Genomic DNA, 18833 nt, shown 5'->3' with positions numbered 1-18833 from the left:
CGAGCGCACGGCCCAGCTGGGACGGGCCCTACACCTCAGGCCGTGCCGCGCACCGCCCAAGCGGTCACGCCCAGTGTGAACGGGCCGGCGGGGAAGAGCGCCCGCGCCGATTCACGCACCCGCTCGCGCGTCGCGTCGTCGAGGGCGGCCAGCTGCCGACCGGCCGGAGCGACGCCGAGCGTGTACGGCGCCCACCAGTCGTCGAACCCGTCGAAGCCCTGGACGATCGTGATCTCGTCTTCGACGACGTCGGAGCAGCCCGCCTCCCGAAGGAGCAGCGCCAGCTGGCCCGCCGCCGCGCCGGCTCGGTCGCTCTCGTCATCCGCGTGACCCGTCACTGCGCGCAGCGCCTCGAAGAACCGGGACTGCGGCGCCCGGCCACCCCGGAAGTCCCAGACGCACGCCGCCACGACCCCTCCGGGCCGGGTCACGCGGCGCATTTCGCGCAGGCCCGCGACCGGATCGCTCATGAAGTGCACGACGAGCTCGGCGAGGGCCGCTGCGAAGACGGCGTCGTCGAAAGGGAGGTCTTCCGCGTGCCCGTGCCGCACGTCGGCCCAGGGGAGTCGCTGCGCGACGGCGGCCAGGAAGCTCGACGAGGGGTCGGCGGCGGCGACTTCGCTCTCGCCGAAGCGCCGGGCGAGCACCGTCGTCAGCGCGCCGGTGCCGCATCCGACGTCGAGCACGCGGCCCGCGTCGGGAAGATCCGCGAAGTCGGCGAACACCTCGGCGAGGGGCGCGGAGTATCGGCCCATGAAGGCGTCGTACGCCTCTGCGGGAACGTCGAAGCTCATGCGCGGACTCTACGCCGCGGCATCCTTCGTCTGAAGGCGCCCTCCCACCCATCCAGTGACTCCGGCCAACTTAGGCTGATCGGATGAGCAGCGCCGCAGATCCCGTCCGCCGAATCGCCGATGCGTACGTCGAGGAGCTCGCCCGGCACGAACCCGACGCCGCGCAGGCGCTCGGCCGCACCGACGGGCCGCTGCTGCCCGACCTCGGCCCCGAGTGGCTGCAGCGCCGCTACGCCCTGCAAGGCGAGACGCTCGAGGCGCTCGACGATGTGGCCCAGGGCGACGGCGACACCGCCCTCCGCATCGCGCTGCGCGAACGGCTCGAACGCGAGCGCCTGCTCTTCGACACCGGCTTCACGACGCGTCTGGTCGCGGGACTCGCGACTCCCGTGCACCTCGTGCGCTACGCATTCGAAGGCTTGACGGTGACCCCGGATGCCGCGGGCACCGCGCTCGCCGCCAAGCTCGAGGCGGTTCCGGCTGCCGTCGCGCAGTACATCGACACGCTCCGCTGGTCGCGCGACCACGCCGACCGCTTCACGGGGTCGGGGATCGCCCCGGTGCGCCAGCTCGACACCCTCGCGGCCCAGGTCGAGTCCTGGGTCGCCTCCGACTGGTTCGGCTCGATCCCGGTGGCGGAGGGGACGGATGCCGCGACCCGCGCCCGCGTCCGGGCCGCCGCCGATCAGATCGGTGTGGCGCTGACCGACCTCGTGGCCGTCCTGCGCGACGAGCTCCGCCCCGACGCGCCGACCGCAGACGGCGTCGGAGCCGAGGTCTACGCCGACCTCGCGGCGGCGATGCTCGGCGCGCGCATCGACCTCGCCGACACCTACGCCTTCGGCTGGGCGGAGCTCGAGCGGCTCGTCGGCCAGGCCCGTGAGCTCGCCGCTCAGCTCGGCGGCGGCGGGGCCGACCCGGTGCGGGACGCGGCATCCGTCCTCGATGCAGACCCGCGGTACCGGCTGGAAGGCGTGAACGAGATCCGCGACTGGCTCGAGCGCCGCGTCGGTGAGACGACCGCCGCGCTCGGCGAGGCGTTCGACCTGCCGCCGACGGTCGGCGACGTGGAGTGCCTCGTGTCGGAGGCCGCGTCGGGTGTCGTCTACTACACGCCGGCGCCGCCGGACGGATCGGCGCCGAGCCGCATCGTGTGGACGATTCCGAGCGGCATCCCGGTCGCGGCATCCTGGCAGGAGGTCACCAGCGTGCACCACGAGGGGCTGCCCGGACACCACCTGCAGTTCGTCGTGACGGCGTCGTACCCCGATCTGCACGTGTGGCAGCGGCACCTCTGCCACATCCACGGCTATGCCGAGGGGTGGGCGCACTACGCGGAGCAGCTCTCCGACGAGCTCGGGCTCATCCGCGATCCCGCCGAGCGTCTCGGCCTGCTCCTCGGCCAGATCTGGCGATCGGTGCGCATCGTGGCCGACATCGGGCTGCACACGGGCTGGCCGATTCCGGCGAACCCCCTCGCGCCCGAGCAGGAGTGGACGCCGGACGTCGCCCGGCGCATGCTCGTCGACCTCGCCCTCGTCGAGCCGCACCTCGCCGGGTTCGAGGTCGACCGGTACCTCGGCTGGCCGGGGCAGGCGCTCGCGTTCAAGGTCGGCGCACGGCTCTGGCAGGAGGCCCGCCGCGCCCGCGCCGAGCAGCTGGGGTCGGCCTTCGTGCTGCGCGACTTCCACCGCGAGGCGCTGGGTCTCGGACCCATGGGCCTCGAGCCCCTTCGCGCCGCCCTCCTCTCCGACGCCTGACCCGTCTGCGCGCTTCTCCCCGATCCCGGGGCGGGCGGGTTCGGGGACGCGAGTGGATGCCTCGACCCTCGCGTGGCAGCCATAGGCGACCCCGATTTCGCGGGCGGGTGGGTTCGGGGACGCGAGTGGATGCCTCGACCCCCGCGTGGCAGCCATACGCGACCCCGATTTCGCGGGCGGGCGGGTTCGGGGACGCGAGTGGATGCCTCGACCCTCGCGTGGCAGCCATACGCGACCCGATTTCGCGGGCGGGCGGGTTCGGGGACGCGAGTGGATGCCTCGACCCTCGCGTGGCAGCCATAGGCGACCCCGATTTCAAAAAGGCCGGGAAGGCCCGGAAGGCCGGGAAGGCCGGGAAGGCCGGGAAGGGCCGAGGCACGCCAACGGCCGGGAAGCCCCGGCAGCACCCGCCGGTCAGCCCAGCTGCGGGAGCACCTCGCGCCCGAGGAGCGCGATGCCCTCGGCGGAATCGATCCCGTGGGGCGTCCCGAACTCGATGCGGTCGACACCGGCCTCGACGAGGCGGTGCGCGTGGGCCGCGATGTCGTCGGGCGTGCCCGAGAACGCGAAGAGGTCGAGCACATCGCGGGGCACGAGCCGGCCGGCGCCCTCTTCGTCACGGTCCGCGAGACGGGCCCGGATCGCGGGCAGGAGGTCGTCGGGGAGACCGACGGTCGGGTCGAGGCCCGCGACGACGTCGAGGTACATCGCGACCTGGCGGCGTGCGTGCTGCCGCGCGGCATCGCCGTCGCGGTCGACGACTGTCACGGCGCCGAGCACGACGCCGACGGCGCCTGGGTCACGGCCGGCCCGGTCCAGGCCCCGCTGCATCCGAGCGCGGACGACGCCCACCATCGCGGGGTTGGCGCTGCCGCCGACCTTGATCTCGTCGGCGAGCTCGCCCGCGAGGGCCATGCCGAGCGGGCCCCACGATCCGATGAGGATCGGCGCGCGGCGCCGCTCGACCGAGTAGCGCAGCCGCACGCCGGGCTCGACGCGGAAGACCTCGCCCGCGTATCCCTCGCCCTCGCCCGAGAGGAGCGCCTGGATCGCCCCGACGGCGTCGCGCAGATGGGCGATCGGCCGAGGCGATTCGAGGCCGATCGCCTCGAGCCATGACCCCTTCGCGAGGCCGAGGTACGCGCGACCCGAAGACGCCGCATCCACCGCGGCGAACTGCCCCGCGATCTCGTACGGATGCAGCGTGTAGGGGTTCCAGCACGCGCAGCCGAGCCGGATGCGCGAGGTCGCGGCGGCCATCTCGAGCAGCGCGACGACCGGCGGCTGATACAGCAGGTCGGAGAAGACGCTGACGCCGTCGAACCCGAGGTCTTCGGCCAACCGTGCGAGGCGCGCGTACTCCCCGGGCGCCTTGTCGGTCTGCAGCCCCAGCGTGACCGGCACGCGGCGGGCGCTCATGTCAGGTCCTCGGTCGGAAGAGAACGGATGCCGGTGCGCTCGATCCTCATGATGAGGCGCTCGTCGGGGTCGGGGCAGGCCACCAGGTCGTCGCGCTCGAGCCAGTCGCCCTCGGGCAGGCGCCGCTGCTTGGCGGGCAGGAGCGGGATGACGGCCTGCAGCGCGTAGAGGCAGAAGTGCCCGCCGTCCGGGAGGCACAGGCGGCTGCTCTCGACGAGGTCGATGTGGTCGCCGACCTTCATGCCGCACACCGAGCGGCCCTCGATGCGCTCGACGACGACCCGGAGGTCGTACAGCTCGGTGCGCGCCGGCTGCGACCCGTCGCCGGTCATCGCCTCACCGGCCTCGCCGCTCATCGGCCCACCCGGTCGTCTCGCACGACGACCCCGCCCTTCATGACGAAGTCGATGCCGCGGAGGGCCGACACGTGGGCCGTCGGATCGTCGGGCATCGCGATGAGATCGGCGAAGCGTCCGGGCGCCAGGGTCCCGAGCCTGTCGTCGACGTCGAGCCAGCGCGCGGGGGCCGCCGTCGCGGCGGTCAGCACGGCGGATGCCGGAAGGCCTCCTGCCTGCATGTGCTCGAGCTCGCGCACGACCGCGCTCGTCCCCTCGAAGTCCCAGAACGGAGGCATGTCGCTGCCGAGGAGGATGTCGACGCCCGCCTCGACCGCGTGCCGGAACGACTCGAGGTGCCGGGGCCCTGCCAGGAGAGACCGCTCCTGCATCCACGGCGGGATGCCGAGGTCGTCGAAGAAGGCCTGAGCCCGCGTCACCACGAGCGTCGGCACCAGGGAGACGTGGCGCTCCGCCATGAGCCGGGCTACTTCGGGTGTCAGCTCGTAGCCGTGCTCGACGCAGTCGAGGCCGAGCTCGACCGCCTCGGCGATGACGGGGGAGGGGCCCGCGTGCGCCGTGACCTTGCGGCCCCAGGCGTGCGCCGTCTCGATGGCCGCGGCCATCTGGGCACGCGTGAGCTGCGGCGTCGTGATCTGCTCGTGCTCGCCGGCGATCCCGCCCGAGATCATGAGCTTGATGAGGTCGGCGCCGAGCGCGATCTGACTCCGCACGCCGCGGGTCATCGCGTCGGCCCCATCGCACTCGATCGTGTCGTCGGCGTCGTGTCCGTGGCCGCCCGTGCAGCACAGCGCTCGCCCCGCCGTGAAGATCCGCGGGCCCGCGACGTGACCCGCCTCGACCGCACGGCGCAGCGCGAAGTCGGCGCCGCCCTTCTCGGCGACGCAGCGCACCGTCGTGACGCCCGAAAGCAGCGTCCGCCGCGCGCCGTCGGCCATGTACAGCGCGAGCTCGGCCGGGCCGAGCCCCGACACGGCGTCGCCGCCGGGGCCCGGCAGCGACAGTGAGAAGTGCGTGTGCATGTTGACGAGCCCGGGCATGACGAAGGCCCCGTCGAGGTCGATCGCGGTCGAGGTCGCATCGACGGCCGGCACGATGGCCTCGATGACGCCCTCGCGGATCACGAGGGCGAGCCCTTCGCGCGGCTGCGGAGTGAGTCCGTCGACGAGCTGCAGGTTCGTGAGCACGGCGTCGCCGCGCTGCGGGATCGACGCAACGGTGCTCATGCCAGCGCGTCCACGATCGGGCGGAACTTCACGCGGGTCTCGAGCAGCTCCGTCTCGGGGTCGCTGCCGGCGACGATGCCCGCCCCGGCATGTGCCACGACCGGGATCGTCCCGGCACCGCCCGACGTCTCGCCACCGCCCGACGTCTCGCCGATCTGCGCGCATCGCAGGGCGATTGCCCACTCGCCGTCGCCGTTGCCGTCGACCCAGCCGACGGGTCCGGCGTACCGGCCGCGGTCGAAGGGCTCGAGCCGGCGGATGAGGGCGATCGCGGCATCCGTCGGAGTCCCCGCCACCGCCGCCGTGGGGTGCAGCGCGGCGACGAGGTCGAGCGCCGACGCGTGGTCGGCGAGGTCTCCTGCGACATCGGTCGCCAGGTGCCAGAGGTTCGGCAGCTCGAGCGCGAAGGGCTCGTCGTCGGCGCGCAGCTCGGTCGTGTGGGGGCGCAGGGCCTCGAGCACGCTCTGCACCGCGTAGCGGTGTTCGTCGAGGTCTTTCGCGCTGTGCGAGAGGGCGACGGATGCCTCGGCATCCCCTCCCGCGTCCGTCCCGCGCGGGAACGTCCCGGCGAGCACCCGCGCTGTGACCGAGCCGCCCGAGACCGTGACGAGCGTTTCGGGGCTCGCGCCGATGAGGCCGGCCATCGCGAAGGTCCACGTGTCGGGGTAGCCCATCGCGAGCGCCCTCACGAGCCGGCGGAGGTCGGCGCCGCGGGGCACCGTGCCGACGAGGTCACGGGCGAGGACGACCTTGCCGACCTCGCCCCGCGCGATCGCGTCGAGGGCGAGCCGCACCGCCGCCTGGTACCCGGCGGGATCGAGCGCGCCCGGGCCGAGCGTCGCCGACCAGTAGGGGCCGTAGGGGAGGGGCTGCAGGCCGGGCTCATCCAGACCGGCAACACCGGCGCCCCCGGCAACACCGGCACCACCGGCGCCCCCCGCACCACCGGCAGAGCCGTTCTCCTCGGCCCGCACGCGGGTCACCCATGCGCGCCCGTCCCGACGCCCGACGATCGCCTGCGGCACGACGAGGCGGCTCGTCGAGCGCGACGTCGGATCGAAGGCGAGGGAGCCGAAGGCGACGAGCCCCGTCCCCGCGACGGCGACGGGGTCATCGACGCGCGCCTCGGCCGCGATCGCGCGCCACGCATCGGCGGGGGAGTCCGCGGCCGGGCCCGACGTGCCTCCCGTCGCGAATTGGGCGACCGTCGCGCCGACGCCGACGATGCCGTCGCCACGGCGCAGCCACGCGAGCGGCGAATCGGGGTGGGTGAAGGCGAGCAGATCGCGATCGGGGTCGACCTCGCGGGTCTCGACCACCAGTCGCGGCGGGCGGAGCGGGTCGGTCACACCTCAAGCCTAGACTCGCCTCGTGACCGAAGATCCCCGTCGGGTCCGGCCGGAGCCGGGCACGCGCGTGACGTTCCGCTGGCGCAAGTGGGACGACGGCGCGCACTGGATGCACGAGTGCGTGTACCTCGGATCGGACGAGTGGGGGGACTGGTTCGGGCAGCCCGCCGGGTGGAACAGCCAGCGACCCGGTCGCAGCTTCCCCGCCGAGGCCGACAACGTCACGCTCGTCCCGCCGAGCGGCGACTACGCCGCGACCTTCAACGCGCCGCCCGGCACCTACCGCGTCTACATCGACATCGCGTGGGACGTGCAATGGCGTGACGGCGAGCCCACGGGCATCGACATGGACCTCGACGTCGTCGACGCGCGGGACGGCCGCGGCATCTGGATCGACGATCGCGACGAGTGGGAGGAGCACCGCGTCGCATACGGGTATCCGCTCGACATCGTCGCCGAGCTCGAACGCCTCGCGGTCGATCTCGAGAAGCGCGTGACGGAGCACGGGGCGCCGTTCGACGCTGACACGCCCGCACAGTGGCTCGCGCGCCTTCGCGCCCTCCGGCTCACCGCGGGCGACGCCTAGACTCGACGGGTGACCTCGAGCACTGCCGACCACGAGTCCAACCGCGCCGATCTCGGCAAGGATCCGCGGCGGGTCAGCGGCATGTTCGATCAGGTCGCGAAGGGCTACGACCGCACCAACACGGTGCTGAGCCTCGGCAACGACCAGCTCTGGCGCGTCGCGACGACGCGCGCCGTCGCTCCGCGCCCGGGGCAGCGCATCCTCGATCTCGCCGCCGGCACCGGCGCCTCGAGCGTCTCGCTCGCCAAGAGCGGCGCCGAGGTCGTGGCCGCCGACTTCTCGCCGGGCATGATCGCCGAGGGGGAGCGCCGGCACCGAGGCATCCGCAATCTCTCCTTCGTCGAAGCGGATGCCACGGCACTGCCGTTCGACGACGACGCGTTCGACGCGGTCACGATGTCGTTCGGGCTGCGCAACGTCAACGAGCCGAAGAAGGCGCTCGCCGAGCTGCTGCGCGTGACGAAGCCGGGCGGGCGCCTCGTGATCTGCGAGTTCTCGCACCCGCCGTCGCCGGCCTTCAACGGCCTCTACCGCTTCTACAACGACCGCATCCTGCCGGGGGTCGCGCGGGCCGTCAGCTCGAACGCCGAGGCGTACGACTACCTCAACGAGTCCATCAAGGACTGGCCGGATCAGCGCACCCTGTCGGGGTGGATCCGCGAGACGGGATGGACGGATGTCGCGTACCGCAACCTCTCGTTCGGTATCGTCGCGCTGCACCGCGCGCGCAAGCCGCTCCCCGTCGAGCGCTGAGCCCGCAGCCGGACGTCGGCCGGGTGCCGAACCACCCGCCGGTTCCGTCCTCGCTTCGGCCCGGTCCGCGGCGGGCCGGTAGGCTGGTCGATGTGACTCCCTCAGCGCCGGGCTCGCGCTTCGCGAGCAAGCTGGGCCTCACCGACCGCGTCCTCGCGGGGCCGAGGTCTCGCCGGCTCCTGGCGACGGTCGAGGCGGGTCTCGAGCGCGTCGACGAGACGCTGCGCGACGAGCTCCGCGTCTCCGACCAGCTCGCCGACACGACCAGCCGCTACCTCTACGAGGCCGGTGGCAAGCGCGTGCGCCCCATGCTCACCATCCTCACCGCCCAGCTCGGCGTCGGCACGACCGACGAGGTCATCGAGGGCGCGACGGCCCTGGAGATGACGCATCTCGGCTCGCTCTACCACGACGATGTGATGGATGCCGCAGACAAGCGCCGCGGAGTGCCCAGCGCCCACGCGGTGTGGGGCAACAACATCGCGATCCTCACGGGCGACCTGCTGTTCTCGCGGGCCAGCCAGATCATGGCGCGCCACGGCGAGCGGGCGATCCGCCTCCAGGCCGACACGTTCGAGCGGCTCGTGCTCGGTCAGATGCACGAGACCGTCGGCCCCCAGGCCGGCGATGACCCCGTGGAGTTCTACCTGCAGGTGCTCTCCGACAAGACAGGGTCGCTCATCGCGGCCGCCGCACAGTCGGGCGTCGTCTTCAGCAACGGCCCCGCCGAGTTCGAAGAGCCGATGTTCGTCTTCGGCGAGAAGGCGGGCGTCGCCTTCCAGCTGCTCGACGACGTGATCGACCTCTCGGCCGACCCCGACGAGACGGGCAAGGTGCCCGGCACCGACCTGCGGGCGGGCGTGCCGACCATGCCGTATCTGCTCCTGGGCACGCGCGAGGACGAGGCATCCGTCGCCCTCCGCGAGCGGATCGACGAGGGCGTCGCGCGCATCGCGGACGGCGCCGACCCGGCTCTGCTCGACGAGCCGCTTGCGGCGCTGCGCGAACACGAGGCGACGGGCGCGACCCGCGACCTCGCGGAGAAGTGGTCGCGCGACGCGATCGATGCACTCGCCCCTATCCCCGACGGACCCGTTCGCGAGGCCCTCACCCGCTTCGCGCAGGCCGTCGCCGATCGCTCGAGCTGACCCGAGCGCCCGAGCCCGTGCCGGCCACGGGCCGCCGTCGACCGAGCACCAAGAAAGGACCCCCCATGACCAAGCTCCGACTCGCCATCGTCGGCGCGGGCCCTGCCGGGATCTACGCGGCCGACATCCTGCTGAAGGCCGAGCGCAAGTTCGACGTGTCGATCGACCTCTTCGAGCAGCTTCCCGCGCCGTACGGCCTCGTCCGCTACGGCGTCGCCCCCGATCACCCCCGCATCAAGGGCATCATCACCGCTCTGCGCGAAGTGCTCGACCGCGGCGACATCCGCATCTTCGGCAACGTGCGCTTCGGCGAGGACATCACGCTGGAGGACCTCAAGCGTCACTACAACGCCGTCATCTTCGCCACGGGCGCCGTCCAGGACGCCGATCTCGACATCCCGGGCATTCGCGCCGAGGGCTCGTACGGGGCGGCCGACTTCGTCAGCTGGTTCGACGGGCACCCCGACGTGCCGCGGGAGTGGCCGCTGGACGCGGCATCCGTCGCCGTCATCGGCAACGGCAACGTCGCCCTCGACGTCTCGCGCATGCTCGCCAAGCACGCGGAGGATCTGCTGCCGACCGAGATCCCCGAGAACGTCCACGCGGGCCTTGCCGCCTCGAAGGTCACCGACGTGCACGTCTTCGGCCGCCGCGGGCCCGCGCAGGTCAAGTTCACTCCCCTCGAGCTGCGCGAGCTCGGGGAGCTCCGCGACGTCGACATGGTCGTGTACGACGAGGACTTCGACTACGACGACGCCTCGCGGGCGGCGATCGCGAGCAACAAGCAGGTCATGGTCATCGACCGCGTGCTCCAGTCGTGGCGCAAGCGCGAGTCGGTCAACAACGCCGGCGGCTCGGCCTCGCGGCGCCTGCACCTGCACTTCTACGCCAAGCCTCTCGAAGTGGTGACGGATGCCTCGGGCCACGTGTCGGCCTTCCGCTGGGAGCGCACGCGTCCCGACGGGGAGGGCGGCGTCGTCGGCACCGGCGAGATCCGCGAGGTCGCCATCCAGGCGCTCTACCGCGCGGTCGGCTACTTCGGCTCACCGCTTCCGGGCGTCCCCTTCGACAAGCGCCACGGCGTGATCCCGAACCACGAGGGCCAGGTGCTGCGCAAGGACTCCAACGAGCGCGTGCCCGGCGTCTACGCGACCGGCTGGATCAAGCGCGGGCCGGTGGGTCTCATCGGCCACACCAAGTCCGACGCCATGGAGACCATCCGTCACCTCATCAACGACCAGGGGTCGTGGTGGCAGCCGACCGATCCGTCGGAAGACGCCATCCCCGCACTCCTCGCCTCGCGCGGAGTCGCCTGGACCGACCTCGACGGCTGGCACCGCCTCGACCAGCACGAGATGGGTCTCGGCGAGCCGCACGGCCGCGCCCGCATCAAGGTCGTGCCGCGCGACGAGATGGTCTCGATCTCCCGCGGCGAGTAGGCCCGGGGTTTTTCGCGCCCCTCGGCGGCTTGGCGTCTGCCGCAGCGGCGGGCCCAGGCATCCCGACCCGCGTGCCCTGCGCGCGCCCTCACCCGGGTGTGCGGCAGAGTGGTGCCGTGGAAGAGCGGCGCATGTGGTGGTGGACCCTCACCGGGTCGCTCGCAGCGCTCGTGGCCGGATCGCTGCTGCTGCTGGCCGCGCTCCTGTCGCCCCGCGTGAATCTGCTGGGCTTCATGGCGGTCGCGCTCGTCGTCGTCGCCGTCTTCGGCGTCGTCACCGCGATCCGCGGTCTGCGGACAGAGCGCAGGGGCCGCGCAGGGCGTCGTCAGCGGTAGTTGACGAACTGGAGGTCGACGTCGAGGTCGGCGGCCTTGAGCATGCGCTGCACCTCCTGCAGGTCGTCGCGCGACTTGGACTGCACGCGCAGCTCGTCGCCCTGGATCTGCGACTTCACCGACTTGGGCCCCTCGTCGCGGATGAGCTTGCTGATCTTCTTCGCGTTCTCGGACGAGATGCCGTCCTTGATCGTCGAGGTGATCCGGTACTCCTTGCCGCTGGCGACCGGGTCGCCCGTCTCGAGGCTCTTGAGTGAGATGCCCCGCTTGATGAGCTTGGACTGGAAGACGTCGAGCACCGCCTTCGCGCGCTCCTCCGAGTTGGCCTTGATGAGCACGGCTTCGCCGCTCCACTCGATGGAGGCGTCGGTGCCCTTGAAGTCGTAGCGCTGCTCGACCTCCTTGCGGGCCTGGTTGAGCGCGTTGTCGGCCTCCTGGTGATCGACCTTGGAGACGATGTCAAAACTCGAGTCAGCCATGCCGCGAGTCTAGCCGCGCGGCGGTGGCGGACGAAGAGCTGATGCCGGGTGCAAGCGTTTACAGACTCGGCGGCCTGGAAGCGCTTCCGCACGCGCGGGAGGTTACAAACGCATATCGAATGGCTGATTCGGTTATTGCGAAACGCGAGACGCGTGATAACAATGTAAGCGCTTGCAACCTGAGCGAGCAGAAGAACGGCCTTCCACGGTGTACGCACCGGCTGAGGCCGGGCTCATCCCCACACTGCACTGAGAGAGGCACACACCGATGAAGGTGAACAAGAAAGGCGTGATCGGTCTCGGCGCGCTCATCGCCGGCAGCGCCCTGCTGCTCGCCGGTTGCGCCGGCGGCGGAAACGCCGGGAGCACCGACTCCGCCGAGGGCGACTCGACGCCCATCACCGTCTGGGTCGACATCGAGCGCAAGCCCGCGCTGGAAGACGTCGCCAAGTCCTTCACGAAGGACACGGGCATCGACGTCAAGCTGGTGACGAAGGACTTCGGCACGGTCGACCAGGACTTCATCAGCCAGGTCCCCACCGGCAAGGGCCCCGACATCATCGTCAGCCCCCACGACAAGCTCGGCGCCTACGTGTCGGCCGGTGTCGTGGCCCCGCTCGAGCTCGGCGACGTCGCCGACGGCTTCGCGGAGTCGGCCATCCAGGCCATGACGTACGACGGCAAGGTCTACGGCGTTCCGTACTCGATCGAGAACGTCGCGCTCGTGCGCAACACCGACCTCGTGCCGAACGCGGCGACCACGTACGACGAGGTCATCGCCAACGGCCAGGCCGCCGGCACCGAGTACCCCTTCCTCGTGGGCCTTTCGCCCGAGCAGGGTGACCCGTACCACCTGTACCCGCTGCAGACCTCGTTCGGCTCGCAGGTCTTCGCGCAGAACGCGGACGGCAGCTACGACGCGTCGCAGCTCGTCCTCGGCGACGAGGCCGGCACGGCCTTCGCCGCGTGGCTCGCGACGCAGGGCGCTGCGGGTTCGGGCGTCATCAACGCCAACATCGACGGTGACAAGGCGAAGGAGTTCTTCCTCGCCGGCAAGTCGCCCTACTACCTGACCGGTCCCTGGAACGTCCCCGCGATCAAGGACGCCGGCATCAAGTACGCCATCGACCCGCTCCCCAGCGCCGGTGGCCAGGAGGCCAAGCCCTTCATCGGTGTGAACGGCTTCTTCCTGTCGAGCAAGTCCAAGAACGCGCTCGCGGCGACGAACTTCATCGTCAACTACCTCAGCACCGAGGACGCGCAGATGAGCCTCTACGAGGTCGGCGGTCGCCCGCCGGCACTCACCTCGGCGTACGAGAAGGCTGCGGCCGACGACGCCGACGTGGCGGCCTTCGGCAAGATCGGCCAGACCGGCGCGCCGATGCCCGCGATCCCCGAGATGGGTGCCGTGTGGTCGGACTGGGGCAACGCGGAGCTCTCGATCATCAAGGGCGAAGGCGGCGACCCCGCCACCGTGTGGCAGACCGCTGCCAGCAACATCCAGTCGAAGATCGGCTGATCGAGCGGTAGACCGCTCAACGGTGGGTGGGGCTGGTTCAGCCCCACCCACCTCCCTAATCTGATCCCGAGACACTGCGAAGAAGGAGCGTCCTTCGATGGCCGACGTGAAATCCGCCGAGACGAAGGCCCCGGCCGCGTCGGGTACGTGGGGCGATGACAAGTTCCAGATGCCCAAGCGTCGGCTCACCTCCGGCGGCATAGTCGCCCTGGTGGTCAAGGTCGTCCTGCTCGCGATCATCGATGCGCTCACCGTCTTCGCCGTCTGGGTGCTGATCGCCAAGGGCGACTGGATCGCCGCCGTCGTGCTCGGCCTCGTCGTCATCGGGGTCAACGTCATCTACCTCCGCCCGGGTCTCCTTCCGGGCAAGTACCTCACGCCGGGGCTCACGTTCCTCGCGGTGTTCCAGGTCTTCGTCATCATCTACACGGGGTACATCGCGTTCACGAACGCCGGTGACCAGCACAACAGCACGAAAGAAGACGCGATCGCTCAGATCGTGCGCACGTCGCAGGAGCGCGTGCCCGACTCGCCGGAGTACACGGTCGAGGTCTACAAGCAGGCCGACCAGTTCGGCCTCCTCGTCGCAGAGCCCGGTGGCACGACGTCCTTCGGGACGTCGGAGCAGCCGCTGGAAGAGACGTCCTCGGCCCCGGGCGGCTGGGAGAAGCTCAACCTCAGCCAGATCGTCCGCTTCCAGGACGAGATCCTCGCCGTGAACGTCCCCGTGTCGGACGACATCAACGACGGGACCCTTCGCACGTCCGACGGCCAGAAGGCCTACGTCTACGTCTCGAGCCTCACCTACGACGAGGCCGCCGACACCTTCACGAACACCGATACCGGCCAGGTGTATGCCGATGACGGCCAGGGCAACTTCCGCGCGGAGGACGGCAGCACGCTGACCCCGGGATGGCGCGTGGTCATCGGCTGGCAGAACTTCGCGTACGCGTTCACCAACGATCAGATCCGCGATCCGCTCATCCGCGTGACGATCTGGACGTTCGTCTTCGCGGCGCTCTCGACCCTCGTGTGCTTCGCGCTCGGCCTGTTCCTGGCGATCGTGCTCAACCACCCGACGCTGCGCGGCAAGAAGATCTACCGCATCCTCGTGATCCTCCCGTACGCGTTCCCCGCCTATCTCACGGGTCTGGTGTGGGCGGGTCTGTTCAACCAGGAGTTCGGCTTCATCAACCAGGTGCTCCTGGGCGGGGCTCAGATCCCCTGGCTCGCCGATCCATGGCTCGCTCGAGGGGTGGTGATCTTCGTCAACATGTGGCTCGGCTACGCGTACATGTTCCTCGTGTCGACGGGCGCGCTGCAGTCCCTCCCCGACGACATCATCGAGGCCGCCAAGATGGACGGCGCGGGCGCCTGGCGGATCTTCCGTTCGGTCAAGCTCCCGCTGCTCTTCGTCGCCGTCGCGCCGCTGCTGATCGCGACCTTCGCGTACAACTTCAACAACTTCGGCGTCATCTACATGCTGACGCGAGGCAATCCGAGGTTCACCGACACGACCCTCGACATCGGCGCGACCGACATCATGATCACGATGGTCTACAAGGTCGCGTTCGGCGGCGGTGGCGGCCGTGACCTGGGTCTCGCGTCGGCCCTGTCGATCCTCATCTTCATCATCGTGACGATCGTTGCCGTGATCAGCTTCCGGCAGACCAAGGCACTGGAGGACCTGAACTGATGAGCGATGTCATCCCCCGCGGAACCAACGTCCACGCCGCCGATTCGGGCCTCGGCCGCAAGGGTCTCGAGGCCGTCGACCGGCAGGACGCGCTGCCCGAAGAGCCGAAGCAGAACCGGCGCTCGTTCCGTCACTGGTTCGTCGACAAGGGCTGGCGGCACGTCGTGGCCTGGGCCGCCATCCTGTTCGCGCTCTTCCCGCTCGCCTACATCCTGTCGGTGTCGTTCAACCCGATCGGCACCCTCACCGGGTCGAACGTGCTCTTCCAGCGCTTCGACCTGCGCAACTACGTGAACCTCTTCAATGATCCCGACGTGCCGTACGGCCGCTGGTACATCAACTCGCTCTACATCGCGATCATCACGAGCATCTGCACGGTGCTGCTGTGCGCGCTCGGCGCCTACGCGTTCTCGCGCATGCGGTTCCGCGGCCGCCGGTTCGGGCTGGCCACGCTCCTCGTGCTGCAGATGTTCCCGCAGCTGCTCGCGATCACCGCGATCTTCCTGCTCATGATCCAGATCACCGATGTGTTCCCGGCCATCGGCCTCGGCACGCACGCGGGCCTCATCATGATCTACCTCGGCGGCGCGCTGGGCGTGAACACGTTCCTCATGTACGGCTTCTTCAACACGATCCCGACGGCGATCGACGAGGCCGCGAAGATCGACGGCGCGGGCCACGCGCGCGTCTTCTTCACGATCATGCTGCCGCTGGTGACCCCCATCCTCGCGGTCATCGGCCTGCTGACCTTCATCGGCATCATCGGCGAATTCGCGATCGCGAGCGTCATCCTGACCGACCCGAACCAGCAGACCGTCGCGATCGGCCTGTTCCAGCTCATCTCGGGCTTCCAGTCCCAGAAGTGGGGCATCTTCTGCGCCGGCGCCGTGCTCGCGGCCCTCCCGGTCATGGTGCTGTTCCTCTTCCTGCAGCGCTACATCGCGGGCGGCCTGGTCTCGGGCAGCGTCAAGTAAGACGGATGCCTCGGGGCGAGGCATCCGTCGCCCCCGTACGATCCACAACAGAACAACAATTCACGGGCTCTGTCATGGCGTCCCGCCGTGCAACCACGTCGCACCCTGCGCGGCGGACGGCCGCGCGACTCCGGAAGGACTCTCGCCGATGACACTCCTCGCCCCCCACCACGACGGCTCGCCGCTGTACGTCTCGAACTCCGCCCCCGCATTGGGCGAGCTCGTGCGCGTGCGTCTGCGCGTGCCCGAGGGCTACGGCCCGCTCGCGGCGGTGCGCACGCGCTCCAACCCCGATCACGAGCCGGAATGGACGGATGCCTCGTCCCTCGGCGCCGTCGACGGCTGGGAGTGGTGGGAGGCCGCCGTGCGGGTCGGCAACCCCCGGCACGGTTACCGGTGGCTGCTCGTGCACGAGGACGGCCGGGTCGAGTGGCTCAACCAGACCGGTCTCCACACCATCGAAACGCTCGACGCCGAGGACTTCGCCCTCGTCGCGGCGCCGCCCGCGCCCGAGTGGCTGCACGACGCCGTGATGTACCAGGTCTTCCCCGACCGGTTCGCGCGGTCGGACCAGGCCGACCTCCACCCCACGCCCGACTGGGCGATCCCGGCGGAGTGGGACGACCCGGTCGACCACGTCGCGCCGGGCCGTTCGCAGCAGTTCTACGGCGGCGACCTGCCGGGGGTCATCGAGAAGCTCGACCACCTCACGGGGCTCGGCGTGAACCTCCTCTACTTCACGCCCGTCTTCCCGGCCGAGTCGAACCACCGCTACAACGCCTCGAGCTTCGACCGCGTCGACCCGCTGCTCGGCGGCGACGCCGCGCTGGTCGAACTGGTCGAGAAGGCCCACGGGCGCGGCATCCGTGTCATCGGAGACCTCACGAGCAACCACTCGGGCGACGGTCACGAGTGGTTCCGCTCGGCGCACCGCAATCCCGGCGCGCCCGAGCAGGAGTACTACTACTTCCTCGACGCCGACAACGAGCAGTATGTGTCGTGGCTCGGCTACGCGAGCCTGCCGAAGTTCGACTGGGCCTCGGAGGCGCTGCGCCGCCGGTTCATCGACGGTCCCGACTCGATCGTGGCGAAGTGGCTCACGCCTCCCTACAGCCTCGACGGGTGGCGGGTCGACGTCGCGAACATGACGGGTCGCCACGGCGATGTCGACCTGAACGCCGAGGTGCGCCAGCTGCTGCGCCGCACGGTGCTCTCGACCAACCCCGATGCGATCGTCCTCGGCGAGTCGACGAACGACGCCGCGAGCGACTTGCAAGGCGACGGCTGGCACGGGGCCATGACGTATCCGTCGTTCACGCGGCCCCTGTGGGCATGGCTCAGCGAGCCGACCTTCGAGCCGTACCTCGACGCCGAGGGGCGGGTCCACACGGCGCCGTGGTTCTTCGGGCAGCCGGTCGGCGGCATCCCGCGCTACACGGCGCGCGACTTCTTCGAGACGGTGACGCGCTTCTCGGCGACGATCCCGTGGCGCGTGCGCCTCGGCAACATGCTGGCCCTCGACTCGCACGACACCGCGCGCTTCGCGACGAATGCCGCGCCCGGCGTCGCGCCCGTTGCGGCGGGGCTGTCGATGACGCTGCCGGGCGTGCCGGTCGTCTTCGCGGGCGACGAGTTCGGGCTGACCGGGGTCGACGGCGAGTCCAGCCGCACGCCGATCCCGTGGGGTCGTGCGGGCGAGCCGGCGATCGCGGAGCGGATGGACCTCTACCGCGACCTCATCGCCCTTCGCCGCTCGCACCCCGTGCTCGGCGCCGGCGGACTGCGCTGGCTGCACGTCGACGACGATGTCATCGTCTTCGTGCGCGAGAGCGCGGACGAGAGCGTTCTCGTGATCGCGAGCCGCACCGACGTCGACGTCGAGCTCGCCCCGGGCCTGGTCCCGAGCGTGGGAGAGGCCGAGGCGCTCTTCGGCGACGCCACCTTCGCGACGGCGGCTGACGGCGCCGTCGCGATCACGGCCGACGGTCCGGTGTTCGCGGCGTGGTCGCTTCCGGGAGTGCGGGTGCCGGATGCCTCGGCCTCGACGCTCTCCGGCGCCGTCGCCGGACCCGCGACCGACGACGGTGCGCACACCGTGGCGGCGGAGGCGGTCGTGGCGCCCGAGGCGCAGCCGGCGCCGGAGGGCGAGTGATGGCCGCCCCGGTCCGCTTCGACACGCTCAGCGCCGGCCTCGCGGATGCCGTGCGCGCCCACCCCGACTTCGCCGGGATCGTGCTGCTCGGCTCCGCCTCTGAGGACGCCGCCGATCGTCGCGACGAGTGGTCCGACCACGACTTCTTCGCGATCACCCGGGAAGGGCGCGGACCGGTGGTGCGCCCCGACCTCTCCTGGCTCCCCGAGCAGGAGTCGATCGTGCTCACGGCCCGCGAGGGCGAGCTCGGCTTCGTCGCCGTGTACGACGACGGGCATGTCTTCGAGTTCGCGTTCTCGGATGCCTCGGAGCTCGCCGGCGCGCTCGCGGGAGCCGCGACCGTGATGGTCGATGACGAGGAGCGGACGGTCGCCCGGCTGCTCGCCGAATCACGGGCACGAGCGGCGGCGGCAGACGCGTTCGACCCCGCCAACGACGCCCGCCTCGTGCTCGTCAAGCTGCTGATCGGCGTCGGCCGTGCGCGCCGCGGCGAGGTGGTGAATGCGAGCGACTTCGTCCGGGGGTGGGCGGTGCGCCTGCTCGTCCGGGTCGTCCGGGGTCGCCACCCGGGCGGATCGACCAGCGCGCGCGACACGATCGACGCCACGCGCCGCTTCGAGAAGGACTTCCCGGACTGGGCGCGGCGCATCGAGCAGGCTCTCGCGCAGCCCGTCGAGGAGGCGGCGCGCGACCTGTTCGACCTCCTTTGCGAGCTCGCCCCCGGCTGGCCGGAGTTCCCGACGCGCGGGGCGGACGCGGTCGCCGAGCGACTCGGCTGGACATCGACGCGCGCGGGGACGCGGCATCCGTCCCCTTCCCTCCCCAGGGCTGTTTCGTAGACTGGGGGT

Annotated in this window: 17 protein-coding genes; 11 read left to right on the top strand and 6 right to left on the bottom strand. The window is 70.9% G+C overall.

What is annotated here, in order from left to right; all coding sequences use genetic code 11:
* Positions 1–35: 35 nt before the first annotated feature.
* Positions 36–794 (bottom strand): class I SAM-dependent methyltransferase, encoded by a 759-nt coding sequence (locus ACSBPH_RS06760; protein ID WP_442576824.1) that lies wholly within the window; start codon positions 792–794, stop codon positions 36–38.
* Positions 795–877: 83 nt separating this feature from the next.
* Between ACSBPH_RS06760 and ACSBPH_RS06755 the strand changes: the two genes are divergently transcribed.
* Positions 878–2554: a DUF885 domain-containing protein gene (locus ACSBPH_RS06755; RefSeq protein ID WP_442576823.1), complete on the top strand. Its 1677-nt coding sequence runs from the start codon at positions 878–880 to the stop codon at positions 2552–2554.
* Between the two features lie 414 nt (positions 2555–2968).
* Here ACSBPH_RS06755 and ACSBPH_RS06750 read toward each other — a convergent pair whose 3' ends face one another.
* The 4 genes from ACSBPH_RS06750 to ACSBPH_RS06735 are packed head-to-tail and all read right to left on the bottom strand — an operon-like array spanning position 2969 to position 6904.
* Positions 2969–3973: an LLM class flavin-dependent oxidoreductase gene (locus tag ACSBPH_RS06750; protein ID WP_442576822.1), complete on the bottom strand. Its 1005-nt coding sequence runs from the start codon at positions 3971–3973 to the stop codon at positions 2969–2971.
* The gene (locus ACSBPH_RS06745) at positions 3970–4329 is read right to left on the bottom strand and encodes a TIGR04076 family protein (RefSeq protein WP_442576821.1); all 360 of its coding nucleotides are present in this window, start codon (positions 4327–4329) and stop codon (positions 3970–3972) included. The genes ACSBPH_RS06750 and ACSBPH_RS06745 overlap by 4 nt, the downstream gene beginning before the upstream one ends.
* Positions 4326–5555 carry an amidohydrolase family protein gene (locus tag ACSBPH_RS06740; protein ID WP_442576820.1) on the bottom strand — a complete coding sequence of 410 codons (1230 nt, stop codon included), beginning with the start codon at positions 5553–5555 and terminating at the stop codon, positions 4326–4328. Before ACSBPH_RS06740 ends, ACSBPH_RS06745 begins: the two co-directional genes overlap by 4 nt.
* Positions 5552–6904 carry an isochorismate synthase gene (locus ACSBPH_RS06735; RefSeq protein ID WP_442576819.1) on the bottom strand — a complete coding sequence of 451 codons (1353 nt, stop codon included), beginning with the start codon at positions 6902–6904 and terminating at the stop codon, positions 5552–5554. The genes ACSBPH_RS06740 and ACSBPH_RS06735 overlap by 4 nt, the downstream gene beginning before the upstream one ends.
* Positions 6905–6926: 22 nt before the next feature.
* Between ACSBPH_RS06735 and ACSBPH_RS06730 the strand changes: the two genes are divergently transcribed.
* The 5 genes from ACSBPH_RS06730 to ACSBPH_RS06710 all read left to right on the top strand — a co-directional run bounded on the left by ACSBPH_RS06730 (position 6927) and on the right by ACSBPH_RS06710 (position 11165).
* Positions 6927–7490, top strand: coding sequence for a DUF402 domain-containing protein (locus tag ACSBPH_RS06730; protein ID WP_442576818.1), 564 nt, complete (start codon positions 6927–6929; stop codon positions 7488–7490).
* Positions 7491–7571: 81 nt separating this feature from the next.
* Entirely contained in the window at positions 7572–8243 is a 672-nt protein-coding gene (locus tag ACSBPH_RS06725) for a class I SAM-dependent methyltransferase (protein ID WP_442577255.1), read from the top strand.
* Positions 8244–8335: 92 nt separating this feature from the next.
* On the top strand, positions 8336–9391 hold the full coding sequence (locus tag ACSBPH_RS06720; protein WP_442576817.1) for a polyprenyl synthetase family protein: 1056 nt from the start codon (positions 8336–8338) through the stop codon (positions 9389–9391).
* Between the two features lie 65 nt (positions 9392–9456).
* Positions 9457–10830: an FAD-dependent oxidoreductase gene (locus tag ACSBPH_RS06715; RefSeq protein ID WP_442576816.1), complete on the top strand. Its 1374-nt coding sequence runs from the start codon at positions 9457–9459 to the stop codon at positions 10828–10830.
* A gap of 116 nt (positions 10831–10946) precedes the next feature.
* Positions 10947–11165: a hypothetical protein gene (locus ACSBPH_RS06710; RefSeq protein ID WP_442576815.1), complete on the top strand. Its 219-nt coding sequence runs from the start codon at positions 10947–10949 to the stop codon at positions 11163–11165.
* Here ACSBPH_RS06710 and ACSBPH_RS06705 read toward each other — a convergent pair.
* Positions 11156–11644: a YajQ family cyclic di-GMP-binding protein gene (locus ACSBPH_RS06705; protein WP_141884055.1), complete on the bottom strand. Its 489-nt coding sequence runs from the start codon at positions 11642–11644 to the stop codon at positions 11156–11158. The genes ACSBPH_RS06710 and ACSBPH_RS06705 overlap by 10 nt on opposite strands.
* A 268-nt stretch (positions 11645–11912) precedes the next feature.
* On the opposite strand from ACSBPH_RS06705, the gene ACSBPH_RS06700 reads away from it, so the two are divergent.
* From ACSBPH_RS06700 to ACSBPH_RS06680, 5 genes are all read left to right on the top strand, one after another.
* A complete protein-coding gene (locus ACSBPH_RS06700) occupies positions 11913–13163 on the top strand; it encodes a sugar ABC transporter substrate-binding protein (RefSeq protein ID WP_442576814.1) in 1251 nt (416 codons plus the stop codon).
* A gap of 97 nt (positions 13164–13260) precedes the next feature.
* Positions 13261–14859, top strand: a complete 1599-nt coding sequence (locus ACSBPH_RS06695) for an ABC transporter permease subunit (RefSeq protein WP_442576813.1) — start codon at positions 13261–13263, stop codon at positions 14857–14859.
* Positions 14859–15833: a sugar ABC transporter permease gene (locus ACSBPH_RS06690; protein WP_442576812.1), complete on the top strand. Its 975-nt coding sequence runs from the start codon at positions 14859–14861 to the stop codon at positions 15831–15833. The genes ACSBPH_RS06695 and ACSBPH_RS06690 overlap by 1 nt, the downstream gene beginning before the upstream one ends.
* A gap of 148 nt (positions 15834–15981) precedes the next feature.
* Positions 15982–17985, top strand: coding sequence for a glycoside hydrolase family 13 protein (locus ACSBPH_RS06685; protein WP_442576811.1), 2004 nt, complete (start codon positions 15982–15984; stop codon positions 17983–17985).
* Positions 17985–18824 carry a hypothetical protein gene (locus ACSBPH_RS06680; protein ID WP_442576810.1) on the top strand — a complete coding sequence of 280 codons (840 nt, stop codon included), beginning with the start codon at positions 17985–17987 and terminating at the stop codon, positions 18822–18824. The genes ACSBPH_RS06685 and ACSBPH_RS06680 overlap by 1 nt, the downstream gene beginning before the upstream one ends.
* Positions 18825–18833: the final 9 nt, after the last annotated feature.

This window comes from Microbacterium sp. F51-2R (genome assembly GCF_052180235.1).
In the GTDB taxonomy this organism is placed as follows: Bacteria; Actinomycetota; Actinomycetes; order Actinomycetales; family Microbacteriaceae; genus Microbacterium.
Note: the sequence above shows the minus strand (reverse complement) of the source record. Positions and strands in the feature narration are given on the sequence as shown.